This window comes from Phaeodactylibacter xiamenensis, assembly GCF_965229835.1.
Lineage (GTDB): Bacteria > Bacteroidota > Bacteroidia > Chitinophagales > Saprospiraceae > Phaeodactylibacter > Phaeodactylibacter xiamenensis.
Genome location: NZ_OZ245931.1, coordinates 4,226,722 through 4,246,388, shown reverse-complemented (window position 1 = coordinate 4,246,388; position 19,667 = coordinate 4,226,722). Strand labels below are relative to the sequence as shown.

The window sequence follows — 19,667 nt, the reverse complement described above, 5'->3', positions numbered from 1 at the left end:
ACAGCCATCAATAACGCTGATTTATGAGCATCACCGCCAGAAGAATTATCATGTTTGCAGGGCTCGTCCTCCTCATCGGTGCATTTGCCCTGTCTCGCTTCCTGAGCAATCAGAAACAACCGCCCCGCCCCAAAGTGGCTGGCACCAAAGTGAAAATGGTCGATACTATGCATGTGCGCCTGGGCAGCATTCCCACAACCCTGAATGTACAGGGGGAACTGTCGGCCTATGACAAAATTGACCTTTTCTCAGAAGTGACGGGCACCCTCGAAAAAACGGAGCGCTCCTTCAAGGTTGGTACTTATTTCCCGAAAGGAGCCTTACTGATCAAAGTCAATCAGGAGGAAGCTAAACTTTCCCTGCTTTCGCAAAAAAGCAACCTCCTCAACGCCATCACTCAGCTGATGCCCGACCTGAAGATTGACTACCCGGAAAGCTATGAGCACTGGAAGGACTATCTCGATAATTTTGAGGTGGAAGCCCCCATCAAAGCTTTCCCGGAGGCTTTGAATGATCAGGAAAAGTATTTCATTGCTTCCCGCAATCTGTACAGCCAGTACTACACCATCAAAAGCCAGGAGGAGCGGCTGGACAAGTATACGCTGTACGCACCTTTTAGCGGGGTGATCACGGCTGCCTCCATCAACCCGGGTGCGGTGGTGCGGGCCGGGCAGAAACTGGGCGAGCTGATGAGCACCGGCAGCTACGAACTGGAAGCCACCGTTGCCCTGCGCGACCTGAAATACCTGGCCGTAGGCAACCCGGTGGAGCTATACTCAGAAGATATCGAAGGCAGCTGGAACGGCAAAATCCGCCGCATCAGCGATCAGGTGGATGCAGGTACGCAGACCGTACGGGTGTTCATCGCTGTCAATGGCAACGACCTGAAAGAAAATATGTACCTGCGCGGCGATGTGGTTGCCAGCAGTATTGACAATGCTTTTGCGCTGCCCCGCAACCTGCTCAATGATCAGCGGGGGGTCTTCGTTGTACAGGATTCTATCCTCCGAATGGAAGAAGTACAGGTGGTAAAAATGACTGATGAGTCTGCGATTATCCGGGGATTGAAAGATGGCACGCCCATTCTGGCGCAGCCCATACCGGACGCATTTGATGGCATGAAAGTCCGCATCAGCACGCAACAAAAATCTAAAAACGCACAATCGGCAAAGACCGGGCCTAAGGACCAACTGGGCAGCGCAGAATAGTCTCTACCATGCAAAGATTTGTCAACTACTTTATCAAATTTCCGGTAGCCGCCAACCTGATCATGGTCGGGCTTTTTGTGCTCGGCATTGCCGGGCTATTCAACATGAAGTCCACCTTCTTCCCTGAGGTGCCCAGCCGGATTATCAGCATACAATTGGTCTACCCTGGTTCGTCCCCGGAAGAAATGGAGGAAGGCGTCGTCAAGCGCATCGAGGAAAACCTCAAAGGGGTGACCGGTGTGGAGCGCTATACTTCCGTTTCGAGCGAAAACAGTGGCAGCATCACAGTGGAAGTGCTCAAGGGCTTCAATACTGATGACGTGCTCGTGGATGTGCGCAATGCTGTGGACCAGATCAGTTCTTTTCCTGTAGGGCTGGAGCCACCGGTGGTGTATATTCAGGAAAACCTGGGCTTTGCCATCAGCTTTGCACTTAGTGGGGATGTGAACCTCAAGACCCTGAAGCGCTACGGCCGGCAGGTAGAGGAAGACCTCCGGCAGATGGAGGGCATCTCTAAGGTGAGCCTGAGCGGTTTCCCGGAAGAGGAAATTGAGATTGCTTTCCGTGAAAAGGACCTGCGGGCTTACGGGCTGACTTTTCAGCAGGCGACACTGGCGGTACGGGCTGCCAATATTGAAATCACCGGCGGTACCATCAAGGGGGAAGACGAAGAGCTGTTGGTGCGTGCCCGCAATAAAGAGTACTACGCCGAAGGGCTGCGCGACATCATTGTGAAGACCACGCCTGAAGGCAGTGTGGTGCGCCTCTATGAAATCGCCGACCTTTCAGACCGCTGGGCCGACTCGCCCAACCGCAGCTACCTGAACGGAGAACCTTCGGTGGTCGTCACGGTACAGAATACCCTGGAAGAGGACATGATTTCCATCACGGATAAGGTGCAGGAATACGTCCGGGATTTTAATGAAAAAAATGATATCATCGAAGCCACTGTCATTCGCGATGGCTCCGATGTGCTCCGGCAGCGGATCGACTTGCTGATGGAGAACGGGCTGCTGGGCTTCGGTATCGTGCTGGTGCTGCTGGCCATGTTCCTGCACTGGCGGCTGGCGTTCTGGGTGGCCATTGCCATTCCAATCTCCTTTGCCGGCATGTTTGTGGTGGCAGGAGCCCTGGGCGTGACCATTAATGTGATATCTCTGTTCGGTATGATACTGGTGATCGGTATCCTGGTGGATGACGGGATTGTAATTGGCGAAAACATCTATCAGCAGTACGAAGCGGGAGTACCTCGCCTCAAAGCTGCCCTGGAAGGCACCCTACAGGTACTGCCTGCCGTCTTTGCCGCCATCGTCACCACCGTACTTGCCTTTTCCTCCTTCCTGTTCATTGACGGGCGGCTGGGCGACTTCTTTTCACAAATGGCGATTGTGGTGATCTTTTCTCTCATCTTTTCCCTTATTGAAGGAGCGGTGATCTTGCCTACTCACGTAGCCCACAGTAAAGCCCTCAGCCCAGACCGCGACACCAACAAGGTACAGCAAGCCTTTGAGCAAGCTATGAACTGGATGCGCCACAAGCTCTATGGGCCTACCCTGAAGTTTGTCATGTACAACAAATTTTTTACCATCGCTGTCCTGGTCGGCCTTCTGGTCATTACCGGCGGCGCTATTGGCGGAGGGATCATCAGTACGACCTTCTTTCCTATTATTGAGCGAGACGACATTACCATACAGCTGCAAATGCCCGCCGGCACCCGGGAGCATATCACTCTGGACAAACTGCAAATGATTGAGGACGCCGCCTGGCGCGCGAATGACTCCCTGAGCCAGCACTACTTCAATGGCGACAAACAGGCCATCGAGCGGGTAGAGGTCAACCTTGGCCCCACTACCTATCAGGGCAACATCAGCGTAAACATACTGGATGGTGAAAACCGGGACAGCCTGACCGCCCGGGCCGTCACCAATACGATCCGGCAAATAGTAGGCGATATTCCCACTGCGGAGGTGCTCACCTTTGGCGCTGCCTCCGCCTTTGGCAAGCCGATTTCCATTTCCCTGATCGGGGAGGATTACACTCAGCTCAAGGCGGCTACCGAAGAAGTCAAAGCAGCCATGCAGGGCCTTTCTGAACTGGCGGATGTAGTCGACAACAATCAGGAGGGGCTCAGGGAGGTCAATATCCAACTTACCGAGAAGGGTAAATACCTGGGGCTGAAGCTGCAGGATGTGGTCGGGCAGGTGCGTAGTGGTTTCTTCGGCAGCGAAGTGCAGCGCCTGCAGCGCGGTCAGGATGAAGTGCGGGTGTGGGTACGCTACGACCGGGAAGACCGCGACAACATCAACAAACTAAAAGACATGCGCATCCGCTTCGAGGACGGGCGGGAGTTTCCCCTTTCGGAAATTGCCACCCTGGAGCTGAAGCGGGGCGTGATCAACATCAACCACATCGATGGTAAGCGGGAGGTGAAAATTGAGGCCGACGTATCAAATAACGACGTTTCGGTAAGCGATGTCACTGCCAGCTTACAAGACGAGATCATCCCGGAAATCCTGAGCGGTTACAGTTCCGTTTCTGCCATTTACGAAGGGCAGAACAGAGAGCAGCAGAAATCAGCCAAATCTATTCAGACCGTATTTAGCATTGTGCTTTCCCTCATGTTCTTTGTGATTGCGCTGACGTTCCGCTCCGTCGGGCAGGCGCTGCTCGTCTTCCTGCTGATTCCGTTTGGGTTTATCGGGGTAGGCTGGGGGCACTGGCTCATGGGGCTCCCCATCAGCTTGTTCTCCGCCCTGGGCATTATCGCGTTGATCGGTATTCTGGTGAATGACGCCCTGGTTTTTGTGAGCACCTACAATACGATGATTGAAGAAGGGCGCTCGCATATGGACGCGGTGTACGAGACTGGCCTGTCGCGTTTCCGGCCCATTGTGCTGACCACCGTGACCACCTTTGCCGGACTGGCACCGCTATTGTTTGAGAAGAGCCTGCAGGCGCAGTTCCTCATTCCGATGGCGATTGCGGTCTCCTTCGGCCTTTTGGTCATTACGGCGGTTATTCTGGTGTTGCTACCGGTGCTGCTCATCATCATGAACCGCTTCAAGGTCTATGCTTCTTACGCATGGAACGGCGTGAAGCCCAGCTACGAAGCAGTAGAGCCTGCAGTACGGCGGGAGACCGGATATGAGTTCCTGTGGTATGTGCTGGTCACCGTCGTGGTGGTGGTCGGCGCGCTGTCCTTTATGCTCGGTTGATTTTAAAGGCTACCTTTGCCGCCAAAAGGAGAACCCATGGGGCTGAACAAGGAAACGCTGGCGCAGCTGGTGAAAATGAAAGCCAAATTTGCCATGTCGGGCGCAGTGGCCACCTCGGTGGACTTCCTGCTCTACCTCTGGCTCGTGGATTATCAGGACTGGGCGCCGGTGCCGGCCAATATCGTGTCCTATTCCTGTGCCGTTGTGCTGAATTTTATGATGCAAAAGCGCTTCGTATTTCAGCTGCAGGGCTCGGCCCGCCGGGCTTTTTTGCTCTCGGTCCTGGTCTCCGTGGTGGGGCTCAGTATCAACACTGGGATTGTTTATGCATTGACCCGGTTTGCCTTTTTTATGGAATACCAGGCCCTAACCAAGCTGATCGCTACGGGCATTGTATTCTTTTACAACTTTTACCTCAAGCGATATGTCTTTGAACGCAAGTTTATATAAGCCAAATATGAAAGTACAACTCGCACTACTGCCCGCACTGCTGCTTTTTGCCCTTACGGGAAAGGCACAGGAAAACCTTAGCTTGTCCGATGCCATCCAAAAGGGGCTGGAGAACAACTTCCAGATCAAAATTGCGGAAGCTCGCACTGATATTGCGGAGCGTAATGACGACTGGGCCATCGCCGGGAAAGTCCCGACCATCAACCTGACGGCCAATTCTCAAAACAACTACCGCAACCTCAGCAACCCGGCGGGCCCGCTGACGGCTGCCAACACCTACAACACCGGCATCACACCGGGCATAGAGGCCAGCATGATCCTCTTTGATGGCTACCGGGTGCAGATCACTAAAGAGCAACTGGAAACACAGGCGGAGCTGAGCCAGAGCAATCAGCAGCTGGCCGTGCAAAACAGTATTCAGGCCATCATCAATGCCTACTACAACGCCCTGGTGCAACAGGAACAACTGGACGTGCTACAGGAAGTCCTGGAGCTTTCCCGCGACCGCGTCGCCTATCAGGAAGTGCGGCAGGAATTCGGGCAGTCGAGCACCTTCGATATCCTGCAGACGCAAGACGCTTACCTCAACGATTCCACCAACTACGTGCTGCAGATCAACACCTACGAAACCGCCATCCGCAACCTTAACCTGGCGATGGGCATCGACGATATGGGCACTTCCTATACCCTCACCGACACCCTTTCCTACGCAGCTGAAGACTATCAGCTGGCCGACCTGCAGCAGGAGATGGAAAGCAACAACGTGGAGCTGCGCAACGAGTACATCAACCGGGAGCTGTCGTCCATCAACACCCGCCTGCAGGAAGCGGCTTTTAAACCCACCGTACAGGTCAGCGCCGGAGCTACCTATAACGTTGGGATTTCCTTTGGCGAGCAAACCCTGAGCTTCGGCCCGAATGAGACCATTCAGGAAATCCCCCAGATTGCAGCCCGGACATTTCAGCCCTTCATTAACCTCTCGGCTTCCTACCCGATCTACGATGGTGGGGCCCGTAAAATCCGGTTGGAGAATGCCCGCAAGGAGGAGCTCATCGCTCAGCTCAACATCAGCGACCTCAAGCGCACCCTCAATAACCAGTTGGCCAACACCCTTGCGACCTACAACGCCCAAAAGCGCCTGGTGGAAGTAACCACAAGCCTGGTGAGCAATGCCCGCCGCAACCTGGAAATTGCCGAGGAGCGCTTCCGGGGGGGCTTGATTAACAGCTTCGATTATCGTACTATACAGGTGAGTTACATCAATGCTTCCCAGCAGCGCCTCAATGCGGTCTTCAACCTCAAAAACACGGAGACGGAGCTGATCCGACTGATTGGGGGGCTGGTGCGATAAAACTTTACAGCATGGTACAACAATACGAATTCGCCCTGCCTGCTTTCGAGCGGGGCTACCACATCATCACTGCCGAAGTGCAGCGGCAATTGAAAGGCGCCCTGCCCGACCGCGGCATGCTCCACCTGTTTATCAAACACACTTCCGCTGCCCTGACTATCAATGAGAATGCCGATCCGGACGTGCGTACGGACTTCGAAAGCATCTTCAACCACGTGGTGCCGGAAAACCTCCCCTTCCTCACCCATACCATTGAGGGCCCCGATGACATGCCTGCCCACATCAAAGCAGCGATGATCGGCTCCTCTATTACCATTCCAATTACCAAAGGCCGGCTCAACCTGGGCACCTGGCAGGGGGTCTACCTTTGTGAGTTTAGGAATCAAGGGGGTAGCCGGAAGCTGGTGGCTACAGTTTATGGATAGCTGGTTTTTTCGTAGTTTACAACCCCAAAACTCGAAACGTCCATGGCTTTTTTCGGAAAACTCATCAAGCGTAGTCTTACTGTAGGCGAACAATTGCAGAAACGGCGCCGCGCCGCGCCCATCCAATTGCAAAGGCGGACCCTGCGCCGCCTGCTGAAGCAGGCTCAGGGCACTGCCTTCGGGCAGTATTACGATTTCAAAGATATTCTGCAGGACGAGCACTGCATTGACACCTTTCGGGAAAAGGTGCCCATTTTTGATTACGATACCATGTACGAGCAATGGTGGCATATGGCCTTGCGCGAGGTGGAAGATGTAAGCTGGCCGGGCAAGGTGACGCACTTTGCACTCAGTTCCGGCACCTCCGGGGCACCAAGCAAGCACATTCCGGTCACGGACGACATGCGCCGGTCCATGAAGCACGCCGGCCTCCGGATGTTCTTCGCCCTGACCAACTTTGATGTTGACCCTGACCTATTCACCAAGCCTATGCTGATGCTGGGCGGCAGCAGCGACCTGGACAATCAGGGCGGTTACTTCCGGGGCGACCTCAGCGGCATCAATGCCAGTCAGCCGCCGTTTTGGTTGCGCCCTTACTACAAACCGGGGGGCAAAATATCACGCATCAAAAGCTGGGATGAGAAGATTGCGGAGATCTCCCGCCATGCACCGGACTGGGATATCGGCTTTCTCGTGGGCATTCCTTCCTGGCTACAGCTCATGATGGAGCGCATTATTGAGGACCATCAATTGGATACCATCCACGATATCTGGCCTAACCTGGAAGTCTGTGTCCACGGCGGCATTGCTTTTGAGCCGCTGAAAAAGGGCTTTGAGCGCCTGCTCGACCGTCCGCTCATCTACATGGACTCCTACCTGGCCAGCGAGGGCTTTATCGCCTATCAACAACGGCCTGAGACCAATGCCATGCGCTTGTTGCTGCACAACGGCATCTTCTTTGAGTTTATCCCCTTCAACAGTAGCAACTTCGACGAAGATGGCCAACTACTGGGCAACCCACAAACCCTGACTATTGCAGAAGTGGAGCCCGGGGTAGATTATGCCCTCCTCCTTACCACCTGTGCCGGCGCCTGGCGTTACCTCATTGGGGATACCGTACGCTTTCCGGAAGCAGGCAAGCCTGAGATCATCATCAGCGGGCGGACCAAGCACTTCCTCAGCATCTGCGGAGAGCACCTTTCGGTAGATAATATGAATCAGGGCATACAAGCTGTGGAAGAAGCCCTCGACCTGAGCGTGCGGGAGTTTACGGTGGCCCCCGTGCAGGAAGGCAACCGGTTTTTGCACCATTGGTACATTGGCACAGAGCGGGAGGTGGATAAGGAACAGGTCACCCGCCTGCTCGACGAGGCCCTGAAGCAGGTCAATGATGATTACAAAACAGAGCGGGACAGTCTGCTCGGGATCAGGGTGGAAATCCTGCCTATTCAGCGCTTCTACGACTGGCAGGCGGCTAAGGGTAAGCTTGGCGGGCAGAACAAATTCCCCCGCGTAATGAAGGGCAAGCGCTTTGCGGAGTGGTCGGCTTTTGTGCACCGGAGTCTGCGGCAGGAGGGTGGGGGTTAATATCGGGAATTACAAGACTGCAGCATGTGTTATTCATGTATTCTGAAAGCTTAATTTTCAATAGTATGGGTATACAAATTTCCTCAAAAATGCTTCAGGAGCTCAACATGACTTCACAAGAATTCCTAATTGAGATGGCTACTCATTTTTACGACCTGGGCAAAATGACTATGGGACAAGCCCGCAATTTTGCCAGTATTGACCAAATAACCTTCCAGAAAGAGCTGTCCAAAAGGAACATCAATATCAATATGAGGTAGAGGATTTAATGGATGATTTGAAAGCGATGGAGGCTTACAAACAAAAGCTAAACAAGTAAAATAAGGTCAACGCTCTTTTTATTACGGTTTAGCGGTTGCTGTCTTCCCCAAACCTGCTATTGCTCCCTGCTTCGGACAATGAAAACGGCACTCAGGCGAAGGAGGTACTGTTCCTGCAAGCCCCAAAACGGTGCATGCCCTGCCTGCCTGCACCCTGCACTCGAACCTCTACCCGGCAGATTCGTTCAAAAGGCGCACCAAAACCAACGCTCCTATGAATGTCGCGCAAAAACTGATTGATGCCCACCTCGTTGAAGGTGAAATGAAACCCGGTACGGAAATTGGCCTGAAAATCGACCAGGCACTACAACAGGATGCCACAGGCACGCTCGTGATGCTGGAACTGGAAGCCATGGGGCTCGACAAAGCCCAAACCGAGGTTGCTGTACAGTACGTGGACCACAACCTGCTGCAGGGCGACCACAAAAATGCCGATGACCATCTCTTTCTGCAATCCGCTGCTGAAAAATACGGTTACTGGTTTAGCCGGCCCGGCAATGGGGTTAGCCACCCGGTGCACATGGAACGCTTCGGCAAACCTGGCAAAACCATGGTAGGCTCGGACAGCCATACGCCGGCCGCCGGCGCCCTGGGCATGCTGGCCATCGGTACCGGAGGGCTGGACGTAGCGGCAGCTGTGGCAGGCAAGCCTTACTTCGTCAAAATGCCAAAGGTGATGGGCGTGGAGCTCAAAGGGCAGTTGCCGGACTGGGTGAGCGCCAAAGATGTAATCCTGGAAATGCTGCGCCGCTACGATGTCAAAGGGGGCGTGGGCTACATCCTGGAATACTATGGAGAAGGACTGAAATCCCTCTCGGCTATGGATCGCCATGTCATCGCCAATATGGGTACAGAGTTGGGGGCTACGACTTCTGTTTTTCCGGCGGATGAAGAGATCAAGCGTTTTCTGCGTGCGCAGGGCCGGGAGGAGGACTTCTCGGAGCTGAAAGCCGATGCAGATGCCAGGTACGATGCCCATGAGGTCATTGACCTTTCCGAACTGGAACCCCTGATCGCCAAGCCCAGCAGCCCGGGCAATGTAGTGCCGGTACGGGAAGTGGCTGGTCAGTCGGTACATCAGGTGGTGATTGGTTCGAGTGCTAATCCGGGGCTACGCGACTTCTGGGTGGTTTCCGAAATTGTAAAAGGCCGTATGGCGCATCCCGATGTGTCTTTTGATATCAACCCTACTTCCCGACAACTTACGGAGAACCTGTCTCGCACCGATGGTTTCTTCAACCTCCTGCACGCCGGCGCCCGTTTTCATCAGTCGGGCTGTATGGGCTGTATCGGGATGGGGCAGGCACCAGCCAGCGGGAAAATCAGCCTGAGGACCATGCCCCGCAACTTTCCGGGCCGATCGGGCACCCTAGATGACCAGGTGTACCTCTGTAGTCCGGAGACGGCCGCCGCTGCCGCACTGACAGGCAAGATCACCGACCCCAGAGACCTGGAAAAAGATTTGGGGATTACTTATCCGAAATATAAAGCTCCGGATCAGCAGATCATCAACGAGCAGATGCTGGTCCCTCCCTCCCAAAACGGACAGGGTACCGATTTGGTCAAAGGGCCCAACATCAAGTCCCTGCCCACCTTCGACCCCTACCCGAATGCCTACGATGCGCCCGTGCTGCTGAAAATGGACGACAATATTTCCACCGATGAAATCCTAAAAGCCGGAGCAGAAGTGCTGCCCTTGCGGAGCAATATCCCGGAGATTAGCAAGTACAGCTATATCGTAATTGATGACTCTTTTTATGAACGGGCAAAAGATGCCCAGGCTGCCCATCCGGGGCACATCGTGGTAGCCGGTGAGAATTATGCACAGGGCTCCAGCCGGGAGCATGCTGCACTCGCACCTAAATACCTGGGGCAGCTGGCGGTAATTGCTAAAAGTTATGCCCGGATTGGCTGGCAGAACCTGGTCAACTTCGGCATTCTTCCGCTGGAATTTATCAATCCTGAAGACTACGAAAAAATCGGGCGGGGAGACATGCTCGCCGTAACTTCTGCCCGTGAGTCGATTCAGTCAGGCGATGACATACACATCCGCAACCTCACGAAAAATACGGATATCGCCTGCCGGCATAGCCTGAGTGGGCGTCAGGTGGAGGTCTTGCTGAAGGGTGGGATTATCAATCACTTCAAAGAATAACAGGGTGCAGGAGCCTTCTTTTAAGCCCGGCAACGTATAATTAGCCAAAAAGAGAGGACGGGCATGGAACCGACTGTTAGCAGTAATCTTCTTCCACGCCCGCTACCCTCCTTATCTTGCAATAACCAATTTCTTCATTTGAATGCCATACCGGGTGCGTACTGACAAATAGTAAAGCCCTGCTGGCAGGTGGTGCAGATGGAGTGTGTGGCTGCCTGTGCTGCCGGGCAGGTGTTCATCGTGCAACAATTGCCCGTTCTGATTAAACAGGGAGACCTGACCAGCTTCCTCAAAGCGCAGCTCAAAGGTGCCCTCTCCCGGATTTGGGAAAAGCTGAAAGTCAGGCATATGCCCCATTTCAGTCGTACTGCTCAGAAAATCTATTTCTGCCGTAACTTCCGATAAACAACCCGAAGCATCCGTAACCGTCACCGTGTAAGTACCGGCTGGCAGGTCTGGGAGGTCTTCCGTGGTGGCCCCTGTGCTCCAATCAAAGGTGTAGGGGGGTAACCCACCGGTTACGATCAGATCAATGCCGCCCAGGGTGTCGTCCACCTGCGGCAGAGCATCCACTACGATGTTGAGGCAGGCCGCGAGGCTCCAGATTTCACTCCCGCGCAGCCCGTCATTTGCGGCGAAGTAGAGCTTGTCGTTGAAAAGCGTAAGTGAGGTAGGATCACCATCGCGTACCCCCGGCCGTATGTCGGCAATAATTGCGAAGGTACTGTCAGCGGCATCGTATTCCCAAAATTCGCGCCCGTACTCCTCCGTATAAGCGGAGCAATACAGCTTATCATTGAAGACGACCAAATCTCTGGGATTGCTTGAGCCGGAGGTGATGTCCTGAGTGATGTTCACCTCGCCCGTTGCCGGGTCGAACACGAGCAGCTCTGTACCCTGACTGCTGCTGAGGCGTCCGGAGAAGTAAATCTTGTCCTGATAAAAAGTGATGTACTCGGGGTACAAACTCCCGCTAACATCCGTAAGCAGCGCTACCTCATCTGTTGCCGGATCGTAACGGAACAGTTCGAAGCCGGCGTCCGGATGATTGGCCCGAAAGTAGAGCACCCCATCCTTTTCAACGATGTCTTCCGGGCTCCCATCAGGAGACCCTGGCCGGATATCGGCAACAAGCTCCACGGCATCCGTATCGCTTTGGTAGCGCCATAGTTCGTAGCCCGACACGCCATCCTCTGCCCGAAAGTAGAGCGCACCCGCACAAACGATCAGCCCTTCCGGGCTGGCATCTTCTTCGCCGGGGTAGAGGTCGGCTATGACTTCGAAAGTATTGGTTGCCGGGTCGTAAGCGTGAAGTTCATCGCCTAGTTCCTCGTTGTAAGCTTTAAAAAACACCCGCCCGTCGTAGGCGACTACATCCGTGATATGCCCCGTATGGCTGGGGGTGGAAAAGGCAGTGGCTGCAATCTGACCGGTGGCATCGTCATAGCTCAACAGCCCGTATCCGCTGTCGGGGTGAATGCCCGAAAAATAGAGCTTCCCAGCCTGTACTGCAAAATTATCGGGCCGTAGGCTGCCCGGGGTATCGGAAAGAAGCTCGGTGGCACCGCTCGCCGGGTTGTACACCCAAATCTCCCGCCCGCTGTTGGCCTCATCTGCACCGAAATACAGTTTACCGTTGTAAGCCGTAAAGCCATAGGGGTCGGAGCCGATGGTGGTGGTGTTGATATCGGCAGCTACGGACACCGTTGTGGCCCCGGCCGTGTAGGTAAGCAACTCATCCCCCACTTCGGGGTGCAGCCCGGAGAGGTAAAGGGCCGTGCCGGTATTGTACTCGATGGTCAGGTATGTCGGCGCACCGTCACCATCCAATTGAACGATTTCTGACACCATGTCGGTAGCCTTATCGTAGGCATACAAACCGCGGCTGCTGAGGCTCTGCTCTGCCACAAAGTACAGCTGACCATCGAATACAGTAAGCGTGGCTGGTGAGGCATTGCCATCTGGGTTGAGGTCGGCCACCAACTCGATCTGATTGGTTTGAGTGTTGAAACGGCGCAGCTCGGTGCCCACGATAACATCTCGGGCAGAGAAATAGAGGTCTCCCTCAAAGGCGGTCAAACCAAACGGGCTGCTGCTGGCGATCCCCGGATAAACTTCCGGCAGGTCCAAAAGGCTGTTGGTCGCAATATCGTACGCCCAAAACTCTTCGCCCGTGCTCTGCGTAAAACCCCGGAAAAAGAAACGCCCGTCCATATAGGTCAGTATATTAATGCTGGGGTAAAGGCCGTTCGGGCTGTCGTAGGCTACGTTTTCTACGGTCCCGTCCGCCGGATCGAGCTGCCACAACCGGCTGTCACTGCTGCCGTCATTGGCTGCAAACCAAATCTTATCGCCCACTACCGTAAAGAAGTTGGGGTTACTGTTGCCGTCCGGGTTCAGATCGTACAGCTCCATTTCCTGCGTCTCCAAATTATAGCGCCCCACCTCGATACCTGCCACGGGGTCTTCAAAGGACAGGTACAGCCACCCCTCATGCACCATAAGGCTCGTGGGGTTCCTGATACTGTTGTTCATAGAGTCGAATACCCGCCCCAGCGAGCCCGTCGCCGGATCGTATGCATGAAGAGTGGTGATCCCTGCACTGAAGCGAGCCCCGAAGTAGAGCCGCCCGTCGTAGGGCAGTAATTGCGTGATGCTGCTGCTGGCGTCCAGCGGATTGATGTCCGCAACGAGTGCGGCGGTACCGTTGGCAGGATCATACCGGTGTAGCTCCCGGCCAAACTGCCCATCGTCAGCGGTAAAGTAAATCTTGCCTTCGAGTTCTGCAAAGTCGCGGGGGTCCGAGCTGGCAGGCTCCTGATTGATATCGCGCTCCAGGGTCAGCTGGGCGGAGGCCGACAAAACGATCAGGCAAAAAACGGTGCTCAATAGTGTCTTCATCAGTTCTTGGGGAATGATTAGACGCCAAAGATACCGCCTGCTGCGCTGCCTTTTCTATAGGAATTCATAGAGGTGATGGCCGGGCGGGTATTTTTTGTTGGGCACTACCAGCCCCAGGTGCCGGGGCCGCCTTTGAACGGGCCTACAATTTTGGAAGTAATCCACCCGCCGTAGAAGTCGCCTTCCTGTGCCTGCACCCGCTCATCGCCAACGTAGCATTCGTCTACTTTGCTGGGGTAGAAAGCCAGGTAGCCTTTGATGGGCGCAAAAGCCGGCCGGGGATCCGGATAGCTCCAGGCCACCTGCTGAATGCTGCTTTCGCCAATCTTTAGGTCCCAGTACCGCGCTTTGCCTTTGAACTCGCAGTGGGTTTGAAACTTCGGAGATTGTTTCAGCACCCCTTCTTTAATATCTTCCGGCGGCAGGTAATACACTGGCGGATGGCTGGTTTCCAGCACCCGGTAAGCCCGGTTAGTGGAGGCGACGACCTCGCCCTGGTGTTTGATGGTGATGTGAGCGGAGACCGGTTCCAACTTAGGCGGCCGGGGGTAGTCCCAGACGCTTTCCTGACCGGATTTGGGTGGTATGCGTTTCTTATTCATACGCTTGAAACGGGAAAAACAACAGTTGGTTGGCCATCGCATGATCATCCCATGAAAATCACTAGCTTTGCAGGCATCATCATAAGCCGTCGCCCGTGTCCCTACTCAAAAAACTGGCAGGTGAGACCGCCATCTACGGTACGAGCAGCATTCTGAGCCGCTTGCTGCACTTCGTCATCCTGACGCCCTTCCTGACGTACTACTTCACGACGCAGGAATACGGTGTGGTGACGGACCTCTACGCCTGGGCTGCCCTTCTCCTTGTCATTTACACCTACCGGATGGAGACGGCTTTCTTCCGATTTGGCAGCAAGGAATCGGATATGGAGCGCAGCTTTTCCACGGCTGCCATCAGCCTGTTGGCTTCCACGGCGGTGCTGACGTTGCTTTTCCTGGCCTTTGCCCCCGAAATTGCCCGTTGGCTGCACTACCCCGACCGCCCGGAATACGTCCGCTGGTTTGCGCTCATCATTGCTTTTGATGCCCTGGCAGCCATTCCCTTTGCGCGCCTGCGCCTGGAAAACCGTCCCATCCGCTTTGCGGTGATCAAGACGCTGAATATCCTCGTGAATATTTTCTTCATTTTTTTCTTCCTCAAAATCTGCCCCTGGCTCCTGGAGCAAGGGTACGAATGGGCTGGCTGGCTGTACAATCCTGAGCGGGAAATCGGCTACGTCTTCCTGTCCAACCTGCTGGCCAGCGGGTCGGTCCTGCTTTTTTTGGCGCCCTTGCTGCTTAAGGCACAATGGACCTTTGAAGCCGGTCTTTGGAAGCGGATGCTCCGGTACGCTGCCCCGCTCATCGTGGTGGGCGTCGCCGGTATTGTCAATCAGTTTGTGGGCATCCCCCTGCTGAAGGAACTGGCTTCTGATGACCTGGACTACAATATCGCTCAGGTCGGCCTGTATGGGGCTGCCGCCAAACTGGCCGTGCTGATGAACCTCTTCACCCAGGCCTTCAACTACGCCGCCGAGCCTTTCTTCTTCCGCAATGCCGCCCGGGAAGACAAGAGTACGCTCTATGCGCAGGTGGGGCAGGGCTTCACCCTCGTGGGCTGCCTGGCCTTTGTGGGCATTATGCTGTATATGGATGTCATTCAGTACTACCTCGGAGCTGACCTACGTGGCGGTCTCGCTGTAGTGCCATTCCTGCTGATGGCCTACCTTTTTCTCGGGCTCTACTACAACTTCAGCATCTGGTACAAACTCGCGGACCGGACCATTATCGGCGGGTATATTGCCACTGCCGGTTCTGTGATCACCATCGGGCTGAATGTCTGGCTCATCCCCCGGTATGGCTACCTGGCACCGGGGCTTGCCGCGCTGGCCTGCTACAGCTTCATGGCGGCTGCCAGTTACCTCACCGGGCAGCGGTATTACCCCATCCACTATCCGGTAGGCCGAATGGCGCTGTACATACTGGGCGCAATCGCCACCTACGCGCTAAGCTTGCTGTTGCAAAAGTCCTACACACCAGGCTTTGCTGCCGGGCTGGCGCTGAATACGGTTTTATTGCTGGGCTATTTGTCCTTCCTTGCAGTGTTGGAACGGCAAGGGCTCCGGCGATTAGTACGACAGTTGCGAAAGTGAGAGAATAGGTGTATTTTGACTGAACAGAAGCTCGTAAATTGACAACCGTATCCTTTCCCGATTACCTGGCCCTTGATGAGCAAGCGCCTGAGAGGCTGGAGTTTTACAATGGTGAAGTCTACGCCCTTGCCGGTGGAAGTCTTCATCATGGTATCATCTGCGGTAACATCTTTGCAGAATTAAGATCAGCCCTTACTAAAGGAACAAATGATTGTCAGGCTTTCAATAGTGAAGTGCGTATCCACATCCAAGCCATCAACACCTACGTTTACCCCGATGCCTCCATTGCCTGCCCGCCCCTAAATACGGTATCAGAGCCCGCAGAAGCCATTGCCAACCCCATCCTAATTGCAGAGGTGTTATCGCCTTCCACTGAAAGTTACGACCGGGGCGGGAAATTTCACCGGTATCGCCAATTGGATTCCCTTCAGGAGTATGTATTGATTGACAGCCAATCGTATACAGTGGAAGTGTACCGGCGAAAAGGAGACTTGTGGCAGATTGTGGTCTTCAGCGGGCTCGAACAGGAAGTAGCGCTTGGCGCCATCAACGGCAGCCTGAGCATGGAAGCCATCTACAGCGGTGTGGAACTATAACTTCGGCGTACTGTGGTACACTACCAGGAACCCCAGCAACATCCGCATCGGCAGAGGTACTTCATCAGACAGTTCATCCACCACGATCCAGTCCCGCAGGTCCCCTTCGTAGGCGGTGTACATCTCAAACCAGCCGTGGCGTTCGCTCCCGATCGCCCAGTCCTCCGCCAGGTTCTGATAGCGGGTGCGCAGGGTGACGGTGTGCGTGCCATCGGTGACCCGCCATTCCCGAAAGTTGTTGCGAAAAATGGTCCTTGCCGTAGCGATGGCATTATCGCCCCGGGCTTCCCACTCGTTGGGGTTGTCGGGCCACTTTTGCCGGATGGTGCCTACGCCCTCCCCGATGCGGTACTGCCAGCGGCTCCAGTCGTCCTGTGCCACGGACGTCAGGCGCAATTCGCCCCGGCTCTCCGTTTCGGTAGTAAAGATATCCCACTCGGCAAAGCTGTCGTTCCAGCGGGTGGCCATGCCGGTGAGGGCAGCGGTATCGACGAGGGGCTTGGTGAGGGGCGTTTGGGCGGAGAGAGCAAAGGGGATGCTGATTATAAAAAAGAGGATCTGAAGACGCTTCATTCTGATTGCTTTTCAAAAGAACGCAAGATACGTATACTCTATTTCAAACTATATCCAGCTCTTCTGTGCAACACTTATCGCCTGCTTCCGTTAAACAACCTGTTTATCAGCGAATTACCCCCTTGCCAGTTGTTAAACAATTGGTAGTCCGCTCCTACTAAAGTATCTTTGCGCCCACAATCAAAAAGCCTATGCTCCGTCAGTTCCTGGCCGGGATATTTGAAATCACGCACGGTATTATGCTCACTCTGCTCTTCGTCGGAGCTGTGATTACAGGGTTGTATGTCTATCAGAACCGCTGGGACGAGGTATCAGAACTTCCCGTTATCCGGGAAATCACCGGCAACTACCGGCAGGGGCTGCAAGCGATAGGCGGGCTCTCCGGACTGGCGCTGGAACGGTACGAAACGGGCGACTTCCAGGCGGTTGGTGGGGATTTAAGCGGACAACTACCCCAACTCGCCCGCGCCTGGAATGCGGATGATATCCTGCACAAGCTGCGCTTCTCCAAATCCAAAATGCGGCAGGCGGAAGTCTTTACTCAGTATATCGACCAACATGCGGAAAGCGCCTTGCGCGATATGCTGCTGCACCAGGTACCCGCAAGCGTCAAACTGGCACAGGCACTGCTGGAATCCCGGGCCGGTCAATCCGGGTTGGCGCGAAATACCAACAACCACTTTGGCATCAAAGCCCGCCCCAACGCCCAGGCCCGCCGAAAAATCCGCGAGCGCCGCTACGCCGACCTCCACAATCATGAATTCATCCCGGTAGCCCCGGCCATCGGTGCCTGGCGCTTCCACGACGATAATACCTACGACCGGTTCGAGACCTACGAAGCAGTTGGTGACAGCTACGCCCGGCATACGCAGTTGCTCACGCGTGACTGCACCTTCGGGCATACCGGTTGCTACGCCTGGATCTGGGCTGCTTATCCGCCGGGGCAGGAACACGACATCCGGGAGGCGGCAGCAGCTTTTTACCATCGTTCCGGTATCGCAGCTGCCGAATTTTTTGACGGGGACACCCGCGTCCCTTACTACGCCGCCTGTGCCGCAGGGCTGAAGATGGCCGGCTACGCCACAAGCCCCACTTACCATAAAAAAATCACTTACCTCATCGAGACCTATGAGCTGTGGCGTTTTGACCTCGCCCTGCTCAAGGCTTTCGAATAATTTTTTCACGCATCAACACCAACATCATGAGTAATCAATACCGAAACAACAGCAGCCTTAGCAGCCTGCTCAAATTACTGGGGGCCACCTTCGCCCTTATTCTCCTCATCGGCGCGCTAGACAGGGCCGGCGTCAAAGTCATTATGGGGGATAAGCCCGCCGGCAGTGCCTACGAAAGCAGCATGCTGCCCCGCACTGCCGAACGGGCAGAAGAAGGGCATGCCAATTACGCTCCGCCCCGCACGCCTGAACGCTACCGGCGCTCCGCTGCCCGGGAAGCAGCAGCCCCGGACCGGGAAGGCCTTTCTGCCACAGACATTGATAACTTCCTCGATCAGTTTGCGGCTACGGCCCGTAAGCAGGCACTGGAGAATGGTGTTCCCGCCGGTATCGCTCTGGCTTACGGCATAGAAGAACTGAAACGCGGGCAGCGCATTGATTCCTGGGATGCTTTTCAGGAGAAGGTAACCGCTCCACTTTCCCGCCTCAAGCAGGAAGTGCCCCGGGACGCCCTGAGCCGCTATTTCAAATACTCTGCCAACAGTCAGCGCTGGGCGCAGGGCCTTGGCCGCTACTCCCGCCATTCCGAACAGCAATTGATGAGCAATCTGCAGCATTTCAACCTGGAAGCTGAGGACGAAGCTGTGACCGAAATCTTGCTACAACAACCCGAAGACGCTTCCCGCGTACAGGAAGTCGCTGATGAAGTGACCGCAAAGATTGTACGCCGTCAAAACAAAGGTCATCGTAGCCAGACGGAAGCCGAACAGACGCCCGAAACCGGTACCAAGGCCTGGCGCAATTTCTACGAAGAGGAAGTCGGCCAGGAGGTAGCTAAAGAAATTGCCCGAAAAAAATTACGCAGTGGCCAGTACATCGGCGAGGATGATATGGAAGCCCTGATTGAAGAGACCAATCAGGAAACAGAAGCCACTATGCAGAGCAATATCGGACTGCTGGGCCGGAAGATCAACCGCGGCCATCAGAATGCCGGTCAGAAACTGGACATCACCGACCCGCGCAATGCACAGGCCCGGGAAGAACTATACCAGAAAAAACTCCGGGAGCAGGGCTATGTGAAGGGGCACAGGAAATAGCGGATCGGCCATTATGGAACTAATGGTGTTAATATTTTTAATTTCCGCCACTTCCAGGAAAATAAATATAGGATAAATCTTATATTTGTGCCTGTTTCCACACTAGACGACCTGATTAGAAGCGCAAAAGCATGGCAATACGCCGTATTTGTGCTTCAGCCTGGATAAACACTTCAAGTTAGTAAACCAACTTAACAAGCCAGGTTCTTACGATTCAAATAATTCCACCCGACACCCGGTGGATATCAGGCGGCGCTACGCTTTCCCTTTGCTGAAAGACAGCAGCGCTTATCAAGATTGAGAACATCCATACTTGTGCCCTGTGGGGTACCGGAGAAACTAAAATGCCCGTTTTTGCGTATAAGTCGTTTACAGGGCTTTTCTAAGGAGAACGACCTGGGCCATATGGCCGGGTCGTAAGCA

At 54.7% G+C, this 19,667-nt stretch carries 15 protein-coding genes; 12 read left to right on the top strand and 3 right to left on the bottom strand.

Going from position 1 to position 19,667, the window contains the following annotated elements; all coding sequences use genetic code 11:
* Positions 1-23 precede the first annotated feature (23 nt).
* The 8 genes from ACO08I_RS16150 to ACO08I_RS16115 all read left to right on the top strand — a co-directional run bounded on the left by ACO08I_RS16150 (position 24) and on the right by ACO08I_RS16115 (position 10,711).
* Positions 24-1,208 (top strand): efflux RND transporter periplasmic adaptor subunit, encoded by a 1,185-nt coding sequence (locus ACO08I_RS16150; protein WP_421946481.1) that lies wholly within the window; start codon positions 24-26, stop codon positions 1,206-1,208.
* An 8-nt stretch (positions 1,209-1,216) separates the two neighbouring features.
* Positions 1,217-4,423, top strand: a complete 3,207-nt coding sequence (locus ACO08I_RS16145) for an efflux RND transporter permease subunit (protein WP_282775906.1) — start codon at positions 1,217-1,219, stop codon at positions 4,421-4,423.
* Between the two features lie 36 nt (positions 4,424-4,459).
* Positions 4,460-4,873, top strand: a complete 414-nt coding sequence (locus tag ACO08I_RS16140) for a GtrA family protein (protein ID WP_044218153.1) — start codon at positions 4,460-4,462, stop codon at positions 4,871-4,873.
* Between the two features lie 7 nt (positions 4,874-4,880).
* Complete coding sequence (locus ACO08I_RS16135) at positions 4,881-6,224, top strand: TolC family protein (RefSeq protein WP_421946480.1); 1,344 nt, start codon at positions 4,881-4,883, stop codon at positions 6,222-6,224.
* Positions 6,225-6,235: 11 nt separating this feature from the next.
* Positions 6,236-6,649: a secondary thiamine-phosphate synthase enzyme YjbQ gene (locus tag ACO08I_RS16130; protein ID WP_282782687.1), complete on the top strand. Its 414-nt coding sequence runs from the start codon at positions 6,236-6,238 to the stop codon at positions 6,647-6,649.
* Positions 6,650-6,691: 42 nt separating this feature from the next.
* Entirely contained in the window at positions 6,692-8,236 is a 1,545-nt protein-coding gene (locus tag ACO08I_RS16125; RefSeq protein WP_282782685.1) for a GH3 family domain-containing protein, read from the top strand.
* A 65-nt stretch (positions 8,237-8,301) separates the two neighbouring features.
* Entirely contained in the window at positions 8,302-8,496 is a 195-nt protein-coding gene (locus ACO08I_RS16120) for a UPF0175 family protein (protein WP_421946479.1), read from the top strand.
* A 274-nt stretch (positions 8,497-8,770) separates the two neighbouring features.
* Positions 8,771-10,711: an aconitate hydratase gene (locus tag ACO08I_RS16115; protein ID WP_421946478.1), complete on the top strand. Its 1,941-nt coding sequence runs from the start codon at positions 8,771-8,773 to the stop codon at positions 10,709-10,711.
* Between the two features lie 111 nt (positions 10,712-10,822).
* Here ACO08I_RS16115 and ACO08I_RS16110 read toward each other — a convergent pair whose 3' ends face one another.
* Positions 10,823-13,612, bottom strand: a complete 2,790-nt coding sequence (locus tag ACO08I_RS16110) for a T9SS type A sorting domain-containing protein (protein ID WP_421946477.1) — start codon at positions 13,610-13,612, stop codon at positions 10,823-10,825.
* A 104-nt stretch (positions 13,613-13,716) separates the two neighbouring features.
* Complete coding sequence (locus ACO08I_RS16105; RefSeq protein ID WP_421946476.1) at positions 13,717-14,214, bottom strand: DUF427 domain-containing protein; 498 nt, start codon at positions 14,212-14,214, stop codon at positions 13,717-13,719.
* 95 nt (positions 14,215-14,309) lie between these two features.
* Here ACO08I_RS16105 and ACO08I_RS16100 point away from each other — a divergent pair, with 95 nt between their 5' ends.
* Both ACO08I_RS16100 and ACO08I_RS16095 read left to right on the top strand, forming a co-directional pair.
* Positions 14,310-15,803 (top strand): oligosaccharide flippase family protein, encoded by a 1,494-nt coding sequence (locus tag ACO08I_RS16100; RefSeq protein WP_421946475.1) that lies wholly within the window; start codon positions 14,310-14,312, stop codon positions 15,801-15,803.
* Between the two features lie 38 nt (positions 15,804-15,841).
* Positions 15,842-16,399, top strand: a complete 558-nt coding sequence (locus tag ACO08I_RS16095) for a Uma2 family endonuclease (protein ID WP_421946474.1) — start codon at positions 15,842-15,844, stop codon at positions 16,397-16,399.
* On the opposite strand, the gene ACO08I_RS16090 is transcribed toward ACO08I_RS16095, so the two are convergent.
* Entirely contained in the window at positions 16,394-16,972 is a 579-nt protein-coding gene (locus ACO08I_RS16090) for a hypothetical protein (RefSeq protein ID WP_421946473.1), read from the bottom strand. The two genes, ACO08I_RS16095 and ACO08I_RS16090, sit on opposite strands and share 6 nt — an antisense overlap.
* Positions 16,973-17,163: 191 nt before the next feature.
* Here ACO08I_RS16090 and ACO08I_RS16085 point away from each other — a divergent pair, with 191 nt between their 5' ends.
* Positions 17,164-18,147 (top strand): glucosaminidase domain-containing protein, encoded by a 984-nt coding sequence (locus tag ACO08I_RS16085; RefSeq protein WP_421946472.1) that lies wholly within the window; start codon positions 17,164-17,166, stop codon positions 18,145-18,147.
* Positions 18,148-18,173: 26 nt separating this feature from the next.
* Entirely contained in the window at positions 18,174-19,244 is a 1,071-nt protein-coding gene (locus ACO08I_RS16080; RefSeq protein ID WP_421946471.1) for a hypothetical protein, read from the top strand.
* Positions 19,245-19,667 lie beyond the last annotated feature (423 nt).

Bases quoted from the DNA above. Each gene is read 5' to 3' on its own strand.
- ACO08I_RS16085 (WP_421946472.1), top strand. From the start codon at position 17,164: ATGCTCCGTCAGTTCCTGGCCGGGATATTTGAAATCACGCACGGTATT.
- ACO08I_RS16110 (WP_421946477.1), bottom strand. From the start codon at position 13,612: ATGAAGACACTATTGAGCACCGTTTTTTGCCTGATCGTTTTGTCGGCC.
- ACO08I_RS16140 (WP_044218153.1), top strand. From the start codon at position 4,460: ATGGGGCTGAACAAGGAAACGCTGGCGCAGCTGGTGAAAATGAAAGCC.
- ACO08I_RS16145 (WP_282775906.1), top strand. From the start codon at position 1,217: ATGCAAAGATTTGTCAACTACTTTATCAAATTTCCGGTAGCCGCCAAC.
- ACO08I_RS16150 (WP_421946481.1), top strand. From the start codon at position 24: ATGAGCATCACCGCCAGAAGAATTATCATGTTTGCAGGGCTCGTCCTC.
- ACO08I_RS16115 (WP_421946478.1), top strand. From the start codon at position 8,771: ATGAATGTCGCGCAAAAACTGATTGATGCCCACCTCGTTGAAGGTGAA.
- ACO08I_RS16105 (WP_421946476.1), bottom strand. From the start codon at position 14,214: ATGAATAAGAAACGCATACCACCCAAATCCGGTCAGGAAAGCGTCTGG.
- ACO08I_RS16135 (WP_421946480.1), top strand. From the start codon at position 4,881: ATGAAAGTACAACTCGCACTACTGCCCGCACTGCTGCTTTTTGCCCTT.
- ACO08I_RS16125 (WP_282782685.1), top strand. From the start codon at position 6,692: ATGGCTTTTTTCGGAAAACTCATCAAGCGTAGTCTTACTGTAGGCGAA.
- ACO08I_RS16090 (WP_421946473.1), bottom strand. From the start codon at position 16,972: ATGAAGCGTCTTCAGATCCTCTTTTTTATAATCAGCATCCCCTTTGCT.
- ACO08I_RS16130 (WP_282782687.1), top strand. From the start codon at position 6,236: ATGGTACAACAATACGAATTCGCCCTGCCTGCTTTCGAGCGGGGCTAC.
- ACO08I_RS16080 (WP_421946471.1), top strand. From the start codon at position 18,174: ATGAGTAATCAATACCGAAACAACAGCAGCCTTAGCAGCCTGCTCAAA.
- ACO08I_RS16120 (WP_421946479.1), top strand. From the start codon at position 8,302: ATGGGTATACAAATTTCCTCAAAAATGCTTCAGGAGCTCAACATGACT.